The 20,862-nt window shown below is 63.6% G+C and carries 9 protein-coding genes; 1 reads left to right on the top strand and 8 read right to left on the bottom strand.

Annotation, left to right across the window (positions count from 1 at the left end; all coding sequences use genetic code 11):
* Nucleotides 1–129: 129 nt before the first annotated feature.
* The 3 genes from FHS81_RS08695 to hemG form a co-directional block, all read right to left on the bottom strand.
* Complete coding sequence (locus tag FHS81_RS08695) at nt 130–5,160, bottom strand: SwmB domain-containing protein (RefSeq protein WP_183751937.1); 5,031 nt, start codon at nt 5,158–5,160, stop codon at nt 130–132.
* Nucleotides 5,161–6,007: 847 nt separating this feature from the next.
* Nucleotides 6,008–6,781 carry an SDR family NAD(P)-dependent oxidoreductase gene (locus FHS81_RS08690; protein WP_183751936.1) on the bottom strand — a complete coding sequence of 258 codons (774 nt, stop codon included), beginning with the start codon at nt 6,779–6,781 and terminating at the stop codon, nt 6,008–6,010.
* 258 nt (nt 6,782–7,039) lie between these two features.
* Nucleotides 7,040–8,479: a protoporphyrinogen oxidase gene (hemG, locus tag FHS81_RS08685; protein ID WP_183751934.1), complete on the bottom strand. Its 1,440-nt coding sequence runs from the start codon at nt 8,477–8,479 to the stop codon at nt 7,040–7,042.
* 161 nt (nt 8,480–8,640) lie between these two features.
* Between hemG and hspQ the strand changes: the two genes are divergently transcribed.
* Nucleotides 8,641–8,988 (top strand): heat shock protein HspQ, encoded by a 348-nt coding sequence (hspQ, locus tag FHS81_RS08680; protein ID WP_246374913.1) that lies wholly within the window; start codon nt 8,641–8,643, stop codon nt 8,986–8,988.
* A gap of 18 nt (nt 8,989–9,006) precedes the next feature.
* On the opposite strand, the gene addA is transcribed toward hspQ, so the two are convergent.
* The 5 genes from addA to FHS81_RS08655 form a co-directional block, all read right to left on the bottom strand.
* Nucleotides 9,007–12,513: a double-strand break repair helicase AddA gene (addA, locus tag FHS81_RS08675; protein ID WP_183751932.1), complete on the bottom strand. Its 3,507-nt coding sequence runs from the start codon at nt 12,511–12,513 to the stop codon at nt 9,007–9,009.
* Nucleotides 12,510–15,710 (bottom strand): double-strand break repair protein AddB, encoded by a 3,201-nt coding sequence (addB, locus tag FHS81_RS08670; RefSeq protein WP_343052455.1) that lies wholly within the window; start codon nt 15,708–15,710, stop codon nt 12,510–12,512. Before addB ends, addA begins: the two co-directional genes overlap by 4 nt.
* Before the next feature lie 13 nt (nt 15,711–15,723).
* Entirely contained in the window at nt 15,724–16,458 is a 735-nt protein-coding gene (locus tag FHS81_RS08665) for a nucleotidyltransferase family protein (protein WP_183751928.1), read from the bottom strand.
* A gap of 181 nt (nt 16,459–16,639) precedes the next feature.
* Nucleotides 16,640–18,259: a tRNA (adenosine(37)-N6)-threonylcarbamoyltransferase complex ATPase subunit type 1 TsaE gene (gene tsaE, locus FHS81_RS08660; protein ID WP_183751926.1), complete on the bottom strand. Its 1,620-nt coding sequence runs from the start codon at nt 18,257–18,259 to the stop codon at nt 16,640–16,642.
* Nucleotides 18,256–20,598 (bottom strand): sensor histidine kinase, encoded by a 2,343-nt coding sequence (locus FHS81_RS08655; protein WP_343052454.1) that lies wholly within the window; start codon nt 20,596–20,598, stop codon nt 18,256–18,258. Before FHS81_RS08655 ends, tsaE begins: the two co-directional genes overlap by 4 nt.
* Nucleotides 20,599–20,862 lie beyond the last annotated feature (264 nt).

Below are 20,862 nucleotides of genomic sequence, written 5' to 3'. Positions count from 1 at the left end.
GCAATTGAATGACATATGCGTCACTCCTTGCCCCGTCACTGAAATGCAGCCGGGAGACGCGTCATATAATTCTTTCGTTGGGCGGACCATTGGCCCGCCCCCCTGTTCTCGTCAGGCTCTGTTCCGATCTCAGGCGTTGAGACTCTCGTCCGAGCGGCCTTCGTAGATGCCGTACTGCAGGTAGTGCGTCAGCGGGTTGATGTCTGCCGCCGCGATGTCCGGGTTGTTGTGCAGATAGGCCGCCGTGTTGAAGTCTTCGGAGGCCGCGCGGCCTTCGCGCCAGCCGTTGGCGTTGTAGTGCGCCAGCGCGTCGATGCCGGCCGCCGCGACATCCGCGTTGTGCGCCAGATAATACGCGGGGTCGAAGTAGGCATTCGCCGCGCGACCCTCGGCAGAGCCGAACTGGTCGAAGTGGGCCTGCGCATCGATGCCGGCGGCCGCGATGTCGGCGTTCGCCAGTAGGTAGTAATCCTCGTCGAACGAGTCGGCGCGGATGTTCTGGCCGATGGCCTTGCTCGTCTCGCGGCCTTCCGCGCGGCCGTGGGCCAGATAATGCTCCAGCGCGTTGATGCCGGCAGCCGCGACATCCGGGTTCTTCACCAGATAATAGCGGATGTCGAAGTTGGCCGAGGCATCGCGACCTTCCGCAGCGCCATTCGCGACGAAGTGGTCGTAGGCGTTGATGCCCGCCGCCGCGACATCCGTATTCACCGCCAGATAGCCCTTGGCGTCGAAGAGGGCATTCGGATTGCGCCCTTCCGCTTTACCGAACTGCTGGAAGTGCGCCTGCAAGTCCACGCCGGCCCGGTAAACATCCGGATTGCTGATGGCGTAGAACACCGGGTCGAACAGCGCGCTGTCGGTTGCGAGAGAGATGCTGCCATCCTTGAATGCCAGATGCTCGAAACCGACGAGGCTGTCAACGACAGCACCGGGCTTGCCGATGTTGACGTAGGCGCCGACATTATCCAGAAGGGCATAATCGGCAAGGTTGCCGCGCAGGGTCTGGGTCGTGTCGTCACCAGATGCGCGGTAGACGTCATACTTGTTGTCGGAGCCGGGATCGGTGTAGCTCGACTTGTTGGCGATGCCCCGGTCGTTGACCGAAACCGCGGCGTTGCCGATCTTGTCCTGGATCGCGGCGTTGCCAGCTTCCGGCGCCGTATAGGTCACCGTCGCGGACTGCCCGACGGCGATGACCTTGCTGCTGACAAGCGTCAGCTTGACGGTTGCGCCCTCTACCGAAACCCTGGCGATATCGTTCGCGCCAAGGGTTTCTCCGTCCACCTTCACCGTAAAGGCGCTGGCGGGCGGCGTGCTGCCGGCGTTGAGTTCCTCATTGTAGCTCAGGATGATCGTCTTGCCGTCCGCGCTGGTGTCGACGGCGTAAAGCGTCAGCGGCGCGTCAAGCGGATATCTCGGGCTGGACAGGCCGACAACGTTCGTCAGCCCCGCCGAAACGGCATTACCGAGGCCACCGTCAGCCGCGGCGCCCCAGGTGACGACCGTGCCGTCGGACTTCAAGGCCGCGAAGGCGGCGCCATTCGCATAAATCTGCTGGACGCCGCTCGAAAGCTTCTCCGCAACCGCGCTGCTGTCACCGCCGCTGCCCGCTGTACCCCAGGTGACGACCGAGCCGTCAGCCTTCAGCGCCGCGAAGGCGGCGGGGGTCTGGACAATCTGCACGACGCCGCTCGAAAGCTGCTGCGCAACGGTGCTGCTGTTGCCGCCGAAAGCCGCAGTACCCCAGGTGACGACCGAGCCGTCATTCTTCAGCGCTGCAAAGGCCTCGTTGTTCGAGAACACCTCCTTGACGCCGCCCGAAAGCTGGTTTGCAACAGAGCTGCTGTCACCGCCGTTGGCCGCGATTCCCCACGTGACGACAGAGCCGTCAGACTTCAAGGCCGCGAAGGCGCTACCACCCTTGAACACCTGCACGACGCCGCTTGAAAGCTTCTCCGCAACAGAGGTGCTGTCACCGCCGTTAGCCGCGGTTCCCCACGTGACGACAGAGCCATCAGCCTTCAATGCCGCGAAGGCGCTACCATTCGCGAACACCTGCACGACGCCGCTCGAAAGCTTCGCCGAAACCGCTGTGCTGTCACCACCGCTGGCGGCGGTTCCCCATGTGACGACAGAGCCATCAACCTTCAACGCCGCAAAGGCGTAAACGGTTGAAAACACCTGCTGGACGCCGCTCGAAAGCTGGTTTGCAACGGAGGTGCTGTCGCCGCCGTCGGCCGCTGCCCCCCACGTGACGACAGAGCCGTCAGCCTTCAGCGCCGCGAAGGCGTCAACGGTCGAAAACACCTGCTCGACACCGCCCGAAAGCTGCGCCGCAACAGCGCTGCTGTCGCCGCCGCGGGCCGATGGCCCCCACGTGACGACCGAACCGTCAGCCTTCAACGCCGCGAAGGCGTAACTGGTCCCGAACACCTCCACGACACCGCTCGAAAGCTGCGCCGCAACAGCGCTGCTGTCGCCGCCGTTAGCCTCAGCCCCCCACGTGACGACAGAGCCGTCAGCCTTCAGCGCCGCGAAGGCGCCATCGCTTGAAAACACTTCCTTGACACCGCTCGAAAGCCTGACTGCAACAGCGCTGATGTCGCCGCCATGAGCCGCATCGCCCCACGTGACGACCGAACCGTCAGCCTTCAACGCCGCAAAGGCATAGCTGTTCGCCTTGGTTCCAAGGGCGCCCTGCGTCTCCGGCGCCACCGCCCACGGGGCATCGATCGTGATGATGCGGCTATCGGTGAACGAGGTGCTTCCATGATAAGCGGCCTTGAACGTGTAGGTTTCTCCATCCGTCAGCCAGCTTGTGTGGAAGAGCCAGTGGCCATCGGCCCCCACCGTCGCGGTGCCCAGTTGCTTGTCGCCGTCATAAAGCACCACGGTCGCACCCACGGCGCCCGTGCCCGTCAGCGCCAGCAGCGTGTCGTCGGTCGCCGCTCCCGTATCAAGGTAGCCGGTGCTGTTGCCGATGCTGTCGTACACGCCCGTAAAGACCGGCGTATCCGAGGCGCTGGTCTGCACATTCAGGTGCAGGCTGGTCTCCACCAGCGTCGCGGACTTCCCGTCGAGGCCGTCCGCCTCCACGCTCACACTCGAGTTATCCCAGGAGATAAGGTTGCCGCTGCCGTCGGCGTTCGGCAGAATGACGGTTACCTTTGGATATGTCCCGTCCAGTGCGCTCTTTTGCGCCGTCTTGGTGAAGACGGTGTGCGCGGCGTCGGCGGTCCAGCCGTCGATGACGATGCCCTTGTTGGCCAGCGAGGCATCCAGCGTGAGCTTGAGTAGCACGCCCTGGCTGTCGGTGCCGAGGTTGGCGCTGTCCAGCGTGATGCTGATTTCCTTGCCGGCCAGCACCAGCCCGTCTTCGCCAAGTGTGCCCCCGTCGACAGTGGCGGCAAAAGACACGGCCGGCGTGCCCTTCACCTGCGACAGGTAAGCGCGCTCGATAATGCCCGTGCCCGTGCCGTCCAGCCCGGCGACCGCGAGGCGGATGGTGTTGCCTTCCCAGTCGATGATATGGCCGCTGCCATCACGAACAGGAACCAGGATCTTGGAGTCGGGATAGCCACCGGCGACGCTATGCACCGTTTTGGTGAAGATGTTGGAGTGGGACGGATCGACCGTCCAGCCGTCGATGACGATGCCCTTGTTGGCCAGCGATGCGCTAAGGGTCAGCGTCAGCTTCACGCCCTGGCTGTTCGCGCCAAGGTCGTGGGCGCTCACGCCGATGTCGATGGTCTGGCCGGCGGAAATGGTGCCGCCGTTCACAAACGGCTCACCGTTCACCGTGGCATCGACATCGAGGATGACCTTGTCCCAGACATGCATCGCGATGGTCTTGGACAAGGTCGGGTTGTTTGCGTTGTCCAGGCCCTGGGCGACGAGGGTGAGGCTGCCGCTGTTCCAGTCGATGAGGGCATTATGGAGATCCCTCTCGGGCAGTGTGACGTGAACGGTCTCGTAGCTTCCGTTGGCGCTCTTCGTAACCGTTTTGGTAAAGATGTTGGAGTGGGTCGCATCGACCGTCCAGCCAACGAGATCGATATCCTTGCCCGCCAGCGACGCGTCGAGCGTCAGCGTGAGCTTGATATGCACGGTGTTCTCGCTGACGTCACGGCTGGCCAGCGCGATATCGATGGTCTCGCCTTCGACAACGACATCGCCAAGCGCCCGGCCGTCCACTGTCGCGATGACAGAGATAGCGTCCACGGCATTCACCGGCACGATTTTATCCGCCGTGGCGATCACGGCTGAAGTGGCGCTCAGCCCCGCCGTCCGCACGTCGAGCGGCTTGCCGGCCCAGTCGATGATGGCGCCGGATGCATCCGTTATCGGCAGCTTGATGGCGACAGAGGGATACGCCCCCGTGATCGCGTCACTGGTAACCGTTCTGGTGAAGGTGGTGTGCGCGGCGTCGGCGGTCCAGCCATCGAAAACGATGCCCCTGTTGGCCAGTGAGGCGTCCAGTATCACGGTGAGGACCACGCCCTTGCTGCCCTCGCCGAGGTAGTGACTGCCCACAGCGATATCGATGACGTCGCCTGCGTTGACACCATGAGCCAGGTCGACAGCAGCGCCATTCACCGTCAGGGCGCTCGATACCTCGGGACCAGAAGCATTTATGCCGGACAGGGTGATGGCGTATGTTGGGCCGCCCCGGTCATTCCCGGCAGCATCCACCTCTACGGCTGCCAGCGACAGCGGCTGCTTCGTGCTCCAGTCGATGTCCTTGCCGTTGCCGTCGACAAGCGGCAGCGTGAGATGGATGCTGTCGAATGTTGTCGTGCCCGTGTGGGGGCGCACCGTCTTGGTGAAGACGTTGGAATGGGTCGCATCGACCGTCCAGCCATTGAGATCGATCCCCTTGCCCGCCAGCGAGGCGTCGAGCGTCAGAGTGATCTTGATGCCCTCACCCTCCGCAACTCGCTCATCAGACGGCTGAATAACGAACTCGGTGCCCGCCGTGATGCCACCGCCATCGACGATGACTTTTCCGGATGTATCCGCGATCGCCAGAGCGGGATTGCCCTCCGAGGATATGATCAGACTGGTGTTATGCGCCGAGACCGAGGGAACATTAAGCTTAATATTATCTACAGCAGCATCGACAAAATTACGTATTTTAACCTCTACTACAAGGTTCAAAGACTGAAGCGTAGGAGCCGGATAATTGGTGATATAAGTTCCTTGACTCCACCACCACGAAGCCTCATTCCCGTCTATAGTAATTATATGATTAGGTTTTAAAGCATCAGAATCTGAACCATCAGAACCGGACCTGAAGCCTGACCATTCAAAAAAAACAGTTCCTCCATCAAACCCTGAATATGTATAAGTAATAACATCCCCATTATATACTTTATAAGTTCCGCTATTATAATTATCTACTCCAATATCTACTCCATTAACTTCAACAGAATCGATTTTAATATACTTGCTCGTTGCCATGTCAATACTCCATGCATTTCGGTCAGACTGAAAAGTGTTAAAAATATCACATAAGCCCGCAGTAATGTTCAACAGACACCACTCCGCATGCCATAGGCTTCCAACATAAACGCAGTATATGTCGCCAGTGCGACGCTAATGTCGTATTGACGGTCGAAATTATTTCGCTGTATTGACCTGTCTTGATACAATGTGCGCGCCAGTCATTACCGCCTTCATGCCTTGCGGCATGCGCATACCTGTAACGATTTCTCTTTCATGCCTGTATTGTACACACTATATAATCCATACAAGCACATGCGGACATGAACATGGATTTCGCTTTACCTATATGATGCACTTCGATTGTTTATTGAAAATATAATATATTTATGGAATATGCTGGCCTGACGAAATCAGAACAGAAACTCTCAAATCTATATTTCACCGTAACTTGCGTTCACTTTGCTGAACCGGCTTGAATTCAACTGCCTCTAAAGAAAAAAGACGGCTCTTTCGAACCGTCTCATGCCTTCTCTGCTTTGTCTTGCTGGCCCGACACTGCTCAGGTATCGCGGTGAACCGCGAACGCTGACCATGCCTGACGGGCGGGCATGATTTCCAGCCTGTTGATGTTGATGTGTGCGGGGAGTGTTGCGACGTAGTGGATCTGTTCGGCGATGTCTTCGGCGGACAGGGGGGTCATGTTGGCGTAGAGCGCATCCGATGCCGCCTGGTTGCCGCGGGTGCGCACCAGCGTGAATTCGGTTTCGGCCATGCCGGGTTCGATGTCCGTCACCCGCACGCCGGTAGAGATCAGGTCGCAGCGCAGATTGAAGCTGAACTGCTTGACGAAGGCCTTCGTCGCGCCATACACGTGCCCGCCCGGATAAGGCCATTCGCCGGCCACCGAGCCGATGTTGACGATGCTTGCCCCCGCGCCCGTTTCGATCAACAGCGGCAGCACGGCATGCGTCACGTTGACGAGGCCGGTGACGTTGGTGTCGATCATCGTGTGCCAGTCTTCCAGCGCCGCGTTCTGCGAAGGCACTGGCGCCAGCGCAAGGCCGGCGTTGTTGACGAGCGCGACGATGCGGCGGAACCCTTCCGGCAGTGCGGCTACCACCTCCTTCACAGCCGCGGCATCCCGCACATCCAGCGCTGCGATGTGCACCGGCACCTGCGCGCCCAGCTCCTGCGCCAGCTCCTGCAAACGCTCAACGCGGCGGCCCGTCAGCACAAGCGACCACCCCTCGCGGGCGAAGCGGCGGGCGGTGGCGCGGCCAAAGCCTGAGGTCGCGCCGGTGATGAAGATGACGTTGCTTTGATTGTGGCTCATGTCCTGATCCCCGAGTTCATAATGGCAACTGGCGCGGCGCGCTTCTCGCCGGATACGCATTCGCAAGAAGCGCGGCAGGCTTTCCAACTCCTGACAAAATCTGACGACTAAAGCGTTTTCAAGCAAAGTGGATACCGCTTTGCGTGAAGAAAACGCGTCAAACCAAAAGGATAGAGCATTTTGGCGTTTCAACGAAATGCCGAAAGGCTCTATCTATATTGTAAAGCGCTTTCGGACAAAATCTCTTGAATGTTAAAATCAGGCGTGGGTGACGGCTGCGGGCTGTGCATGGCGTTTTTCGCTGGTGAGAAGGCTTTCGGCCAGTTTGCGACCGTTTTCCAGACAATCGCCGACGCTGATGCCATCGCGCCAGTTACCCAGCAGCGACAGGTGCGGATGATGGGCCAGACGGCTGTTGATCTGGGCCAGCAGGTCGCAATGGCCGATCTCATATTGTGGAATCGCCGCCTGCCAGCGCCGGATCTTCCGCCAGACCGGCGGTGACGACAGCCCCAGCAGATCGCCCAGATCACGCTGCACCTGCGCCGCCAGTTCGTCGTCGTCCAGCAACACGGCGTCGGGATCTCGACGCCCGCCAATAAAGGCCGAGATCAGCCGGTGCCCGTCCGGTGCCCTGCCCGGAAACAGGGATGAGGAAAACAGCGCCCCGAGCGTGCGGCGGCCCTCGCGGCGCGGCAGCAGGAGGCCAAAGCCGTCGAGCGGATGGCGCACGGCATTCGCCGCAAAGCCCAGCGCCACGGCGGCAATCGGCGCATAAACAATGCGGCCGAGCATATCCGCCAGCGCATCATCAGTATGCCGCAGCAGGCTGGCGCTGACAGGCGCGGGAGTCGCCAGCACCAGATGAGAGGCACGCCATACGCGGCCCTGCCCGTCCCGCACCAGCCAGTCCGGGCCATCCCTGCCGATTTCCACCGTCGGCGATCCGGGGCAATACGTCGCGCCATTGGTGCGCAGCCGTTCCGCCAAGCGCTGCGGCAGGGCCTGAAGCCCATCGGGAAAGCTGATGAGGCCCCTGCGCCATTGTTTCGGCAGCGCGGGCTTGTGAGCCTTGTCGCGGCGGGCGCGCTGCATCGCCGCGAGCGCGCCGCGCACGAGCGAGCCGTGTTGCTGCTCCAGCGCATATAGCCGGGGAAACGCCGCCCGCAGGGACAGGCGCGACGGATCGCCAGCGTAAATTCCGCTCACGAATGCATCCACCAACACATCCGCCATATGCCGCCCCAGACGCCTTTGCACGAAGGCGGCAATGCTTTCGTCAACCGCATCGCCGCGCCGTGTCCATGGCTCTGCCAGCAACCGAGGCAAAACCGGCGCGACGAGCGGGCTGGTCAGCGCCCCCACCGGCCCCGAGGGCAGCGCCCGCATGTGCCCGTTCAACAGCACATAACGCTTGGCGTTGAGCTTGTCGGCGAAGACGGCCTCGCCATCCAGCCCGATGCGCGACAGCAGGGCATGCAGCGCCGGTTTGACCAGCAGCGTGTTCGGCCCGGTTTCCACCAGCCAGCCGCCGTCCCGCTCGGAGCCGATCACGCCGCCGGGATGATCCCCCGCCTCCAGCACAGCGACATCGCGCCCGGCCTCCACCAGCGCGTCGGCCGCCGACAACCCGCTGATGCCGCCGCCGACGATCAGGATATCGACGCACCCGCCGGTGTGCTCATGCGTGACTGTCATCGGACCCTCTGGAGCAGTTTGCGTTCAGCCTTCTCTCTGCATAGGATTGCGGCCCGCCCGCGACAACCCTTTTTCATCGGCGAAACAGTGTGACAGCGCGGCGCTGACGCGGACCTTTGCCGGCACTTGACAATGACACCGAGCGGCAGTTTGATCGTGTCATGGATAAACTGCGATTTTCCGGCATGCGCCAGGCGAAGTTCGGACTCGGTCAGGTCGTAAAGCACCGTGTCTACCCCTTCAGGGGCGTGATCTTCGACGTCGATCCCTGTTTCAACAATTCCGAGGAATGGTACGAGTCCATTCCCGAGGATAAACGGCCAGACCGCAACCAACCGTTCTACCATCTGTTTGCCGAAAACACGGAAACCGAATACATCGCCTATGTTTCGGAGCAGAACCTGGTTGAGGACACCTCTGGCGAGCCCGTTCGGCATCCCATGGTGGAGCAGGCGTTCGAGAATGTTGCCCACGGCACATACCGCATGCTGTCACGCATGACGAACTGATGCGCGGGGCCGGCGTTTCTACATCCGGCTGAAACCGGCCACCACCTTGCGGATGGCCGTATCCAGCCGCTCGGCGGATATTTCGACGACGGCAGGCCCCTGCGCATAAACCAGAAATGCCCGCACGGACTTCTCCGGCATGACCCGCGTCAACAGTTCGCGATACAGCGCGAGCTGGGCGAGGTGCGTGTCATGCTGCACTGTGGGGGGCGCGCCGGTTTTGAAGTCGGCGATATGGACCTCGTCGCCAAGGATCGCCAGCCGGTCTATGCGCCCTGAAACCGGCACGGTTTGCCCGTTCGTGAGGGTCACGTCGCCGGCAATCGCCACTTCGCCGCGCCCGGAGGGGCCGAAAAGCGCCGCCAGTGCAGGCGCGTTGACAACCGACAATGCGGCATCGGCGATGGCACTGCGTTCTTCCACCGCCAGACGCGGCGCGCGCGCATCCAGATAGGCGATGGCTGCCTGACGGCGACGATCTGCGGCAAGCGCGGGCAGACGCTCGATCAGCGCATGCACGAACTGGCCACGCAAACGCGCCGTTTCCGCTGCCGATGCATCATCAAGCGGGCGATGAGGCCGATCCGCCGCGTCCAGCGCGCTCGAAGGCCGCAAGGGTGGCGCGGGCGGCATTTCGGGATGCACAGGCGCAGCGAGCCAGTCCGGCACCGGCATATCAGGCTGCGGCGCGGTCTTTGCCAGCTCACGCACCTCAACTGTCTTGTCCGGCGAGGACCAGCGCAGGATCTCGCCGCCGCCCTCCTCCGATATGCGGGTGAGATGTCCATAACGGGCAGCATCTTCGGGCGCAGCCTCCAGGCCGTTCACCACCATGCCGGACCAGCTTTCATCCGGCGGCCGGGCTGCCGCACCTGCCTCGGCGTCGTCGGCCTTCGGTTCGCGCTTGATGGCAGACGCCACGATCAGCCGATCCCGCGCGCGCGTCAGCGCCACGTAGAGCAGGCGCGCGTTTTCCTCCACGGCTTTGGCGCGCAGGGCCGCGCGGGCCTCCGCCACCGGCACTGGATCGAAACGCTGGCCCGGAGACCAGATCGGCGTCAACACAATGCCCGCGCCGATGCCGACAGGCACCTCGATCAGGTCCGGATCATGGCTGCCATCGGGCTTTTCGCCGCCGTCCGCCAATATGACGACGGGCGCTTCCAGCCCCTTGGCGCCGTGAACCGTCATCACCCGAACCTCGTCGCGGGTGTCGTCCATGTCGCGCTTGATATCTCCGGTCGCATTTTCAAAAGCGCTGAGGAACCCGGCCAGCGACGGCGCGAAACGGCGCTCATAGGCCAGCGCCTGCGACAGGAAAGAGTCGATGGCGTCTCCGGCCTCTGCCCCAAGCCGCGCCACCAGCTTGCGCCGCCCGGCCTGCGGCCCCAGCAGCATGGCGTAGAAGCCGAACGGCCCGTGCGTGCGCGCCATCGCCTGCCACGTTTCAATATGCTCGATAGCGCGAAGAGCCGCCGGATCGCCGCCGTCCGTTGCCGTTCGGATGGCGTCGATCAGCGGTGTGTCGTCGGCGCGTGGCGCGGCGATGCGGATGAGGTCATCGTCACCCCAGCCGGCCAGCGGCGACTTCAGCGCCGCCGCCAGCGTCAGGTCGTCCCGAGCCAGCAGCGCCACCCGCCCGGCGGCAACGAGATCGCGCACCGCAATATGATCCGCCACGGTGAGCCTGTCCGCGCCCGCCACGGGGACGCCGGCATCCTTGAGCGCACGGATAACCGCCTCGAAGAAGGTGTGCCGCTTGCGCACCAGCACCAGCACATCGCCGGGCGGCATGCGGCGGCCAGTCTCATCGCCCTCATGCATCCAACGCCGAATGGTGTGCGCCACCTTGCGCGCCAACCGCACCGCCGGTTCCGAGGCGTCAGGCTCGTCGAGCGGCAGGCTCCAGGCATCGGCCTCGGGTGTCTTGTCCTTCCAGATCGTCGGCCACACGTCGACGACACCGGGAAAAGACGGACGCGCACTCTCATGCACCGGCGTTGCCCCGGCATCACCCGGCGTCAACCCTTTTGCATGATGCGGCAAAGCGAAGACAGCATCGACGGCAGACAGCACCTCCGGCGCGGAGCGGAAGGACACCGTTAGCTGCACATCCTCGAAGGCCATGCCCGCCGCCTTGGAGCGGCTGAGGAAATAACGCCCGTTCGCCTCGAACTCATGCGGCGCGGCCCCCTGAAAACCGTAGATCGACTGCTTGGGATCGCCCACGGCGAAAAGCGTGCGCCGCCGCGGCGATACGCCCTCACCGGAGGTAAACTCTTCCACGAGCTTGCGCAGAATGGCCCACTGGTCCGGCGAGGTATCCTGCGCCTCATCGACGAGCACATGATCGATGCCGGCATCGAGCTTATACAGAATCCATGCAGCGTCCGCCTTGGTGAGCAGGTTCACCGTGCGGGCGATAAGATCGTCGAAATCCAGCGCCGCACGAGCACTTTTCAGCGCCTCAAGCCGTGCAAACACGGCCTGCGCCAGCACGAACAGCGAGCGCGTGCGGGCGATGGCCTCTGCCGCCCGGATACCCCCGAGAAGCGCATCGATCCGGCCTTGCTCATCTACCAGCCGCTCGATGAGAACGGGGTCGATGGCCTTCGTGCCCATGGACTTGGAAGGCGTGCCCGCCTTGGTGAAGAACACGTCGCGATAGAGCACAAAGCGCTCCGTCTCATCGCGCGCGGCAAGGGCTTGCCGCAACAGCGCCGCACGGCCCTTGTCCGTCTTCGCGCCTGCATCCAGCAACTCGGCGATGGCTGCCCACTCGGCGGGGGCGATCCCGTCCTCGATAACGGAACGGCGCAGACTGTCCGGTGTGTCTCCGGGGGCGATGCCGCACTGACGGGCAAACGCACCCAGAACGCGCTCAAGACTTTCCGGATCAGCATGTTCGCGCAGAAATAGTTTGTATCGCAGGGCAGACCGCAGCGCTCGGCCCACGGCCTCATCCCCGGCCTCGCGCGCCACAATATCTAATGCCTGCCCGACTGCGGATTCACCGGCAACGGCCAACACCTCCTGCGTCGCCTGCTCCAGCAGTTTCCGCAACAATGCCTCGTCCAGCACCTCGAAACGGGCGGGCACGTTGGCCTCAAACGGGAAAAGATGCAGCAGCCGCTCGCAGAAGGCGTGGATCGTCTCGATTTTCAGCCCGCCCGGTGTTTCCACCGCCCGCGCAAACAGCCGCCGCGCCACCGCGATCCGCTGGGCGGATGGCGCTACACCATCCAGCGCCTCAAGCCGAGCCGCCAGCGTGGCATCGTCCATCACCACCCATGTACCAAGCTCGTCGAACACCCGGTTGGACATGTTCGCCGCCGCCGCCTTGGTGAAGGTGAGGCACAGAATACGCGTCGGCTCAACCTCGTCGAGCAGCAGGCGCAACACGCGATCGGCCAGCACTTTCGTCTTGCCTGAACCGGCATTGGCCGAAACCCAGGCCGAAGCGGATGGGTCCGCCGCGCGGCGCTGATCGATGACGGTTTTGGGCGGCACAACGAAATGGCTCATGCATCCTCCCCCGCCGCCAGCACAGACCATTCGCGCACCCGCGCAAGGTGGTCATAAGGGCCTTCCCGCTTGGCGTACTCCGCAAACGGGCGCGATGCAAAACCTGTCTTGCCGGCGTAGTAACGGCCCAGCAGCGCCTGCAAGCCGGCAAAATGCTCTTCCACGACCTGCGCCACAGTGCGCGTCTCCCCTCGCGCGGGAGGCTCGACGGGCTTTTCAGCCAGCGGGTCTCGGCCACCTTTTGCCAACATATACAGCAGCGCAATCTCTTCCGTCGGCGTTACACCGTCGAAAGCGCCTCGTTTCAGCATGGCGGCTTCAAGTGTCATCTGCGGCGCAAAGCCGGCAAATATCTGGGCCGGAGTCGGTGCCGCGCCGGTCTTGAAATCAACGATCACAGCGTGCCCGGCCCATGTCTCGATGCGATCCGCCCGCGCCGACAACGTGAAAGTGCCGCCGGGGACGGCAAACTCCACCCGCCCATAGATCTCTGCCGCAAGTTTGACGATGTCCGGCCGCCTTGCGATCTCCCAGTCGACATAGGCGCGCGCGACCTGCTCGAAACGCGGCCACCACATCGCCGTCACTTCGGGATAGACAGCCAGCGGCACGAACGCCTCGCGCCCCAGGCGCAACGCCTCCGCCAGCGGATCAGCGGGCAACGCGCCGGGCCACGCGATGGCGAAGTTGCCGAGGGCCTCATGCACCAGCGTTCCCCGGTTCGCCGCGCCCGGCGGCGTGGCTACGGCGTCAAGCGGGTCGAGCTTCAGCACGTGGCGCGCGTAGACCGCATAAGGATCGCGCACCAACGTCTCGATGGCGGTGACGCTGAGGCCCTTGGGCAGCAACTCGCGCGGCGGTTTGGGGGCAGGCCGCCGGATAGCCGGCGCGGGCGGTGCCGTATCCACCGCAGCGGCGAGGGCGAGATAACGCTCCCCTGCCCTCGTGACATTGCTCCACGCCTGCGCGCCGGCAAGCGCCTTCATGCGTTGCAAAAACCGCGACGGCACGGTTGGCGCTCCGTCGCGTTTCAGCGCCCGGGTTATGACGACATCATCCGTGCCCAAAGCTTCGGCGAAATCATGTGCCGTCTGACCGATGCGCCGCTCGGGCGCGGAGAGGCCCAACATGCCGCGCATGGGACGGTTCAGGAAAGCATCCGTGCGCGACTTCGGCGGCCAGACACCCTCATCCAGACCGCCAAGCACGATGCGATCCACATCGAGCAGGCGCGCTTCCAGCAGACCCCAGATCTTGACGCGCGGATGAGCCGCGCCGCCACTCTCGCGGCGCGCAACGCGCTCACTGGCGAGGCCATCGAAAAAGGCCGGATAGTCGGCAAAACGTCCATTGACGCCGCTGGCATCACTGAACGCGATGTCATCGAACAGCGCTGCGAGTTCAGGGCCGCCTTCGCCCGCAGGCAGTGCGGCGCCTGCTTCCGTCGCCGCAACCTTGCTGACCGCAGTTGCATGGCAGGCAACAAGCGCCACGAGATCCACGCTCCCGGCATGATCCTGCATGGTGAAACCGGCAAAGGCATCGGCGAGCCGGTCGATAAACGCCGTTGCGGCGTCCCAATCCGCCGGGGTCAGCGCCTTGATCGGGCGGGCGGCATGGCGGTTGCCCGCCTCGTCGCGCCGCACCGGCAGGGCTGTGCGCATGCCGGCAACACCGCCCGGAAGCGCGGGACCGCGCAGCAGGCCGATCTCCAGCGTAGCGGCTATGCTCTCCACTTCGGCACGCGATAGGCCGAAAGTCGCCAAGGGGTGCGCCAGCAGCGCCAGCAACGGCTCGGGCGCGAAATCGGTGACCGCAACCTGCGCTACGAGGCGCGCCAGCGTGCCCGCACGGGCGCGGGTCAACGGCAGTCCGGCAGAGTCTTCCGCAACGATGCCCCAGCGCAGCAACTCCGCGCCAACACGCTCTGCGAGCGCTCTGTCGGGCGTGACGAGAGCCGCCGTTTTGCCCTCCCCTTCCAGCGCTTCGCGCAGGGCGATGGCCGCTGCCAGCGCCTCCGTGCGCTCGTCCGCTGCCTCGATGAGCGCGATTCCGGCCAGCGGATCGGCCTCAGCACCCATCACGCGCCCGCGTTCCAGATGCCAACGGTCGGTCGTTTCCGCCGGGCGGAGCGCCTCACTGATGAAACGACGCCGCAAATCCATGCGCGGTGACACCACACCAAGCGGCACGACGTCAGCACGGGTGACGCCAATGGTGTCCAACAGTCGATGCAGAATCGCCTGCGGATGGCTCGCAACCGGCTGGCTATGCCGCCCCCCCGTCTCGCCGCCCACAAGCGCCCATGCGGCCGGATCAAGCAAATCGTCCAGTCCCGGCAGCACCACCGCGCCCTGGGGCAAGTGCGCAATCGCCGCAATCAACTGCGCCGTCGCCGGAACGGAGCCGGTGGAGCCGGCAACGATTGTCGGCCCCCGCGCGGTATCCGTCAAAGCCGTGCGCCGGTAATATTCCGCCTGGGCCAGCGTCAGCTTGTGATGGCGCGCAACCGGATCGCTGGCCTTACGAGCCGCCAGAATGGCCGGCCATTGCTCCGCGGCGATTTTCAGAAAAGCCAGCGTGATGGCAAAATATTGCGAGTGCCGCTCCTCGACAAGCGAGCGCAGCGCGTCCCACGGCACATCCTCGGTGGTGAGTGAATCCATCAGCCGCGCCAGATCGCCCGCCAGCGCCAGCGCATCGGCGGGCGACGCCGGCACCAGCAGCGGCTCGCGTTCGTCCAGGCGTAGCAACGCCCTGTCCACCGCCCGCGCCCATGACAGCACGAGCCGCGTCAGGATCAGCCGCCGCTCGGCATCTCCGATGGCAGGGGCTAATTCCGCTGCAACCGCTGCCGCCAGTTCCGGCGCAAGACCGGCCTCGGCGTCGCCATCCTCCGCCGATAGCGCCAGTTCGGCATCGTCGACATCGCCCAGCGGCACGAGGCGCGGAAGCAGCACCGGCGCGGGCGCGGCGCGTTCGGCCAGCAGCGTGGCCAGCGCCCGGGCGGCACGGCGGGTTGGCAGATAGATGGTGGCTCGCGACAGGGACAGAGGGTCGCCGGCATCGGGAAAGCCGGGCACGATGCGCCCCGAAAGCAGCGCATCGGCGAGCGTTGGCAGAAAAGGCGCGCCGGTGACGATATTGAAGACATGCGGACGCAACACGCGAGGGCGCGCTTCAGCGGAGTCCGTCACGTCCCCACGCTCCTCACCGGGCGCTCGCCGCGACGTAATCTTCCGCCTCCAGGATGGCGCCCGGCGTTCCGACATGCAGCCAGGCACCGTCGAGGCGCAACCCATACAGGCGGCCAGCCGCAATAGCGCGATCGAACAGGATGTTCAGCGAGAACGGGCCATCCGGCGTATCTTCGAACAGCTCAGGCTTGATCAGCCCCACGCCCGCATAAATAAAAGGCGCAATCTCACGCTCGGGACGGCGGCTCAGTTGCCCGTCCGGCGTCATGTTGAAATCGCCTTCGCCCTCATGCCCGATGCTGCCCGCAGCGCTGGCCAGTAGCAGCAGAACGTCCATTTCGTCCGGGTTCCAGCGGTTGGCGAGACGCTGCACGTTCGAGGCCGGCCCTTCAAGCCACATCGCATCGGTATTCACGACGAAGAATGGATCATTCCCCAAAAGATCCAGCGCTTTCTTCGTGCCACCGCCGGTTTCGAGCAACTGCCTGCGTTCATCGGAAATAACGATATCGAGCCCCGTGAAGTGCTTGAGATGCTGCTCCACAAGATCCGGCAGGTAATGAACGTTGACCACCGCCCGCCTGACACCGGCTTTGGCCAGCCTGTCGAGCGCCCGATCGATGAGCGAGCGGCCGGCGATGCGCACGAGCGGCTTGGGAAGGGTTGCGGTGACGGGGCGCATGCGCTTGCCAAGACCTGCGGCGAGCACCATTGCGGAAGCGGGAACGAACGCGTGATTTTCTGGCATGACAGACAATGCTGATCTGTGGCGCACGAAGCGCGTGTCGATAAGGAACGATTCAGCCGATGCAGAACATCGCGGACAGGACTCAGCGTCCGCCCGGAACCGCCGTTGTCATGTTATTAAAAACTGCTGACGACAAAGCAACATGAAAACGGCGCAAGGCACACGCGATTATTTCGCGCCGTCACCCTCGATCCCCATCCGCCACGTTGTCTTGTTCACTGCCCTCGTTCACGATTTGCGGCACATGCGTCTCGAACCAGTTCTTCAGTTCGGCCAGTGCGGGGTGGCGCAGGTTGCGCAGCAGATAAACGCCGATACGCGGTAAATGCGCCAGATAGGCGGGCTTGCCATCCCGCCGGTCCAGTCGCACGAAAAGGCCGAACAGCTTGGTCGCACGCTGTGCCCCCAAAATGGCATAAGCCCGGATAAAAGCCTGTGCATCAAAAGCCGGATCGCGCGCACGTCTCTCGTGCGCATAGAGCGCCAGCAGCTTCAGTTCCAGCTCCGGCGGCACCGTAACGCGCGCGTCCTGCAACAGCGAGGCAAGGTCATAAGCCGGGTGGCCCATGACCGCGTCCTGAAAGTCGATCAACCCGATACGGCCGATACCCTCGCGCTCTTTCAGCCAGATCAGGTTGGGGGAATGGAAATCGCGCAATATCCACGTGCGATCCGCCCGCGTACCATCCTCCGATCCCAGCAATCCCGGATTCTCGTCAGAGGCGCCACTGACGCCGCGCAGCAGGCCGGCCCAGATCCGGTCGAAGTTGGCGCGTCCGGAATGCGGCACGAAACGGCCCGCCAGATGCGGCAGATACCACTCCAGCAGCAGCCCGACCTCGATCATCATCGCATCGAGGTCGTAGGGCGGCACGACATGTTCAACGCCGTCCACCACGGGCAGCCTGTCCGGCACCGGCGACGTGTGCAGCCGAACCAGCACCCGCACCGCCTCGGCATAACGATCAGCGATCGGGCCAGCGGCATCGACGACGCCTTCGCTGCCGAAATCCTCGACCAGCAGCAGCCCGGTATCGAGATCCTGCCCATAAATGACCGGCGCACTCAGGCCCAGCGCACGCAACCCGCGATCCACTGCGACGAAGGCATGCACCGATTCAGACAATCGCGCCGCGACGTGATAAGGCTTTTCAGAGCGAAACACCGGGGCCCTGGGGCGGGGCGGCGAAATCATCAGGATGGCGGTCTCGCCATCAGGGCTGGTGAGCCTCTCATAAAGGCGGCTCGATGCATCGCCGTAAATCGCCTGCCGTTCCGCATGTCCCCAGCCAGCCCGGTCTATCACCATGCGCAACGCCTTCAGCGCGGCAAGACGCGGTGCCTGCTCACCGAACGCGGTGATGACGGCAATCCGCTCATCATCGGCACCAGGCACCAGCCGCATGTTGATATCGAGACGGTTGCCGCCAAGACAGTCGCCGGCTCGGTCGGGCCATTCCACCAGCACCACGGCCCCGTCGATGGCCTCGTCCCAGCCAAGCTCGTCCAGTTCCAGCGGGTCGTGAATGCGGTAGAGATCCGCATGGACGACATTGCCGCGCGGACATTCGTAGATTTGCATCAGCGTAAATGTCGGGCTTGGCACGTCCAGCTTGCTGTCGCCGACGAAGGCGCGCACGAATGCACGGGCGAAAGTCGTCTTGCCCGCACCGAGATCACCCGAAAGCGTGATGACATCGCCCGCACGTGCCTCGCGCGCCAGCACCGCAGCAAGATGTTCTGTGGCGGACTGATCACCGAGGCGAATGGCCCAGCTGGTTGTTTGCGGAGCCAAACTCATGCTGCGGCGACCTTTCCGCCGCGCCCGTCATGGTCGACCTCAGGCCGGGCGACGGGGAAGATGCATATGACGCGAGTCCCCTCTCCCGGAGACGACGATGCCTCGATGCGGCCCCCATGCAGCGCGACGAAAGCGCGAACCAGCGACAGCCCGACGTCCACCGACAGCCCGACATCCGCACGTGCCGGCTCGCGTGACAGCAAGCGCTCGATCTGCGCCTCCGTCAGTCCGTTGCCGGAATCGATCACAGCCAGATGGATGAACTCGCCCACACGCGATGCGCTGACGGTGATGGAGCTACCGCCCGCCGACGCGCCGACCGCGCTCGACAACAGATTATAAAGCACCTGCCGCACGCGCTTCGCGTCCGCCTGGAAAACCCCGATATCGACCGGCACCTCGACACGCAACCGGACATCCTTTTCAGCAAGCCGATCTTCGATGCCACGAATGGCGGCTGCCACGGCTTCGGCCACATCGACATCCGCGAACGTCATCTCAAGGCCGCCGTTATCGATAATGGTCAGGTCAAGAATATCGTTGATGAGCGTGAGCAAACTCTCCGACGAGCGCTTGATGTGATCGGCATATTCGCGCTGCTTGCTGTTGAGCGGGCCAACGGTTTCTTCCGCCAGCAACTGCGCGAAACCGATGGCGCTGTTGAGCGGCAGCCGCAGCTCGAACGAGACATGGCGCAGGAAGTCGTCGCGGATGCGCGACGCGGCCTCCAGCGCTTCGGTGCGCTCCGTCAGCGCCCGTTCGACACTGACGCTCGCCGTCATGTCGGTGAAGGTCAGCAGCGTCGATCCATCCGGCAGGGGCGCGGTGGCGCAGTCCAGCGTGGCGCCGTCGAGACGGTTGACGCGGAACGTGCGCCGCGTGCGCTTGTCATAAAGGCCGGCGACAGCCATGCGGATATCGGCCCACACAGTGGTATCTGCCGAAAGCGCCGCGCAATGGTTGGCGATGACATCAACGTGCGGCCGGCCCGTGATGGTATCGTCATCGAGCTTCCACAGCTCTGAAAAAGCCGGGTTGGAGAGCTTCAGACCGCCATCGGAACCGAACACCGCCACGCCTTCGCGCAGCGAGTCCAGCGTTTCGCCCTGCATACGCATGAGGGCGTTATAGCGGGATTCGAGGCTGAAACGCTCCGTGACGTCATCGAAAACGTAAGTGACGCCGCCCGCAGGCGCACCGGAACGCGCGGGAACATTAGGCGTGACCACCACATGCAGCGTGCGCCCGTCCGGCAGATACCACCAGTGATCCTTGGGATCGGCGGCGCGGTAAGCCATGAACAGCTCACCCTTCCACTTGCGGAAGTCCGCCTGCTCGGGAAGCTTGCGCTCGTTGCGAAGCCGCTCAAGAATGTCGCTATCGGACGGAGCCGAGGCCAAAACCTCTTCATCCAGCCCCCACAGCTTGCGGTAAGCCGCGTTGTGGAACACAAGCCGTTTGTCCGCGCCGAAGATCGCCACCGCGGTCGGCAGACGATCCAGCGTGCGGGCGTGGGCCTGCTTCAACCGCATGAGATCCTCGCGCGCGATCTCGACCGCGGTGATGTCGGTCGCCATGCCAGCCGCGCCGCTGCCGCCGGGGCTTTCAACGACATCAAGCGCCAGCTCGACGCCGCGAACAAGCGATTTGACGCGTCCGGCATAAATCGCGCCGTTCGTCACAGTCTCGCGCGCCGACGAACGCACGTCAGCATTCAAAATCTCGATCTGCCTTGCCACCACTTCGGAAGCATCGCTCGCACCGACCGCTGCCGCGTAGGCGAGGTTGACCCAGATCAGCGCCCCTTCCCTGTCCCGCAGCCAGATAGGCTGCGCCAGCGCATCAAGCATGGTGCGCAAGGCGGACAGATCGCCGCGTGCGCTCGTGAGCGCCTCACGGGCACGGGTGAGTTCCTGCCGCTCGACCGTCGTTTCCCGCAAACGAAACACCGCCTGCCCACTAATGGCACGGCCATCGGCCTCGAAATAGCGTCCGTCGATGCTCCGCAAACCGAGGCGAAACCTCTCACCGCCATTTTTCAGTGCATCGAGCGCACTTTCAAGCGCCTGCGCATGGGCAGGCGCCAGCCACGCACCAAACGCCAGCACGCGCCGCGCGGGCTGCCCGGGCACGACGAGATCCGTGTCACCCTCGATAACCGGATCGCCTCTGCGGCTGGGCCAACTGACGATAATCTGCGGTTCGGCCGCAATCAGCGTGGCATAGCGATCGTATCGGGCACGCAGTTCCGCCAGTTCCCCAACCAGCACGGACCGGGCACGCTGCCCTTTGGCCCGTTCCCGCCCAAGCGCCACCACCGCCATCGCGAAAGCTGACACGAGACCGATAAAGCAAGCCAGCACTGCAATAGAATGTGCGCCAGACGCAAAACCCACCTCAGGAAGCGAGGCCGATGGCCCTGCACCCTGCGCCCGAAGCGGATCCGCGACACAGACCGCCGCCACGGAACAACCGGCCAAAAACCGCGCCCTTCCCCGACAGAGCCATAACGGCGCGCCGCCGCCCCTCAAACCAAACGGAGCGGAAATGAAGCCGAGTTTTCGCAGTTGAAGCCCATTGCGGCCCGCCGAGCGTTTACACCC

It is taken from the genome of Pseudochelatococcus contaminans, from assembly GCF_014195635.1.
In the GTDB taxonomy this organism is placed as follows: Bacteria; Pseudomonadota; Alphaproteobacteria; order Rhizobiales; family Beijerinckiaceae; genus Pseudochelatococcus; species Pseudochelatococcus contaminans.
Note: the sequence above shows the minus strand (reverse complement) of the source record. Positions and strands in the feature narration are given on the sequence as shown.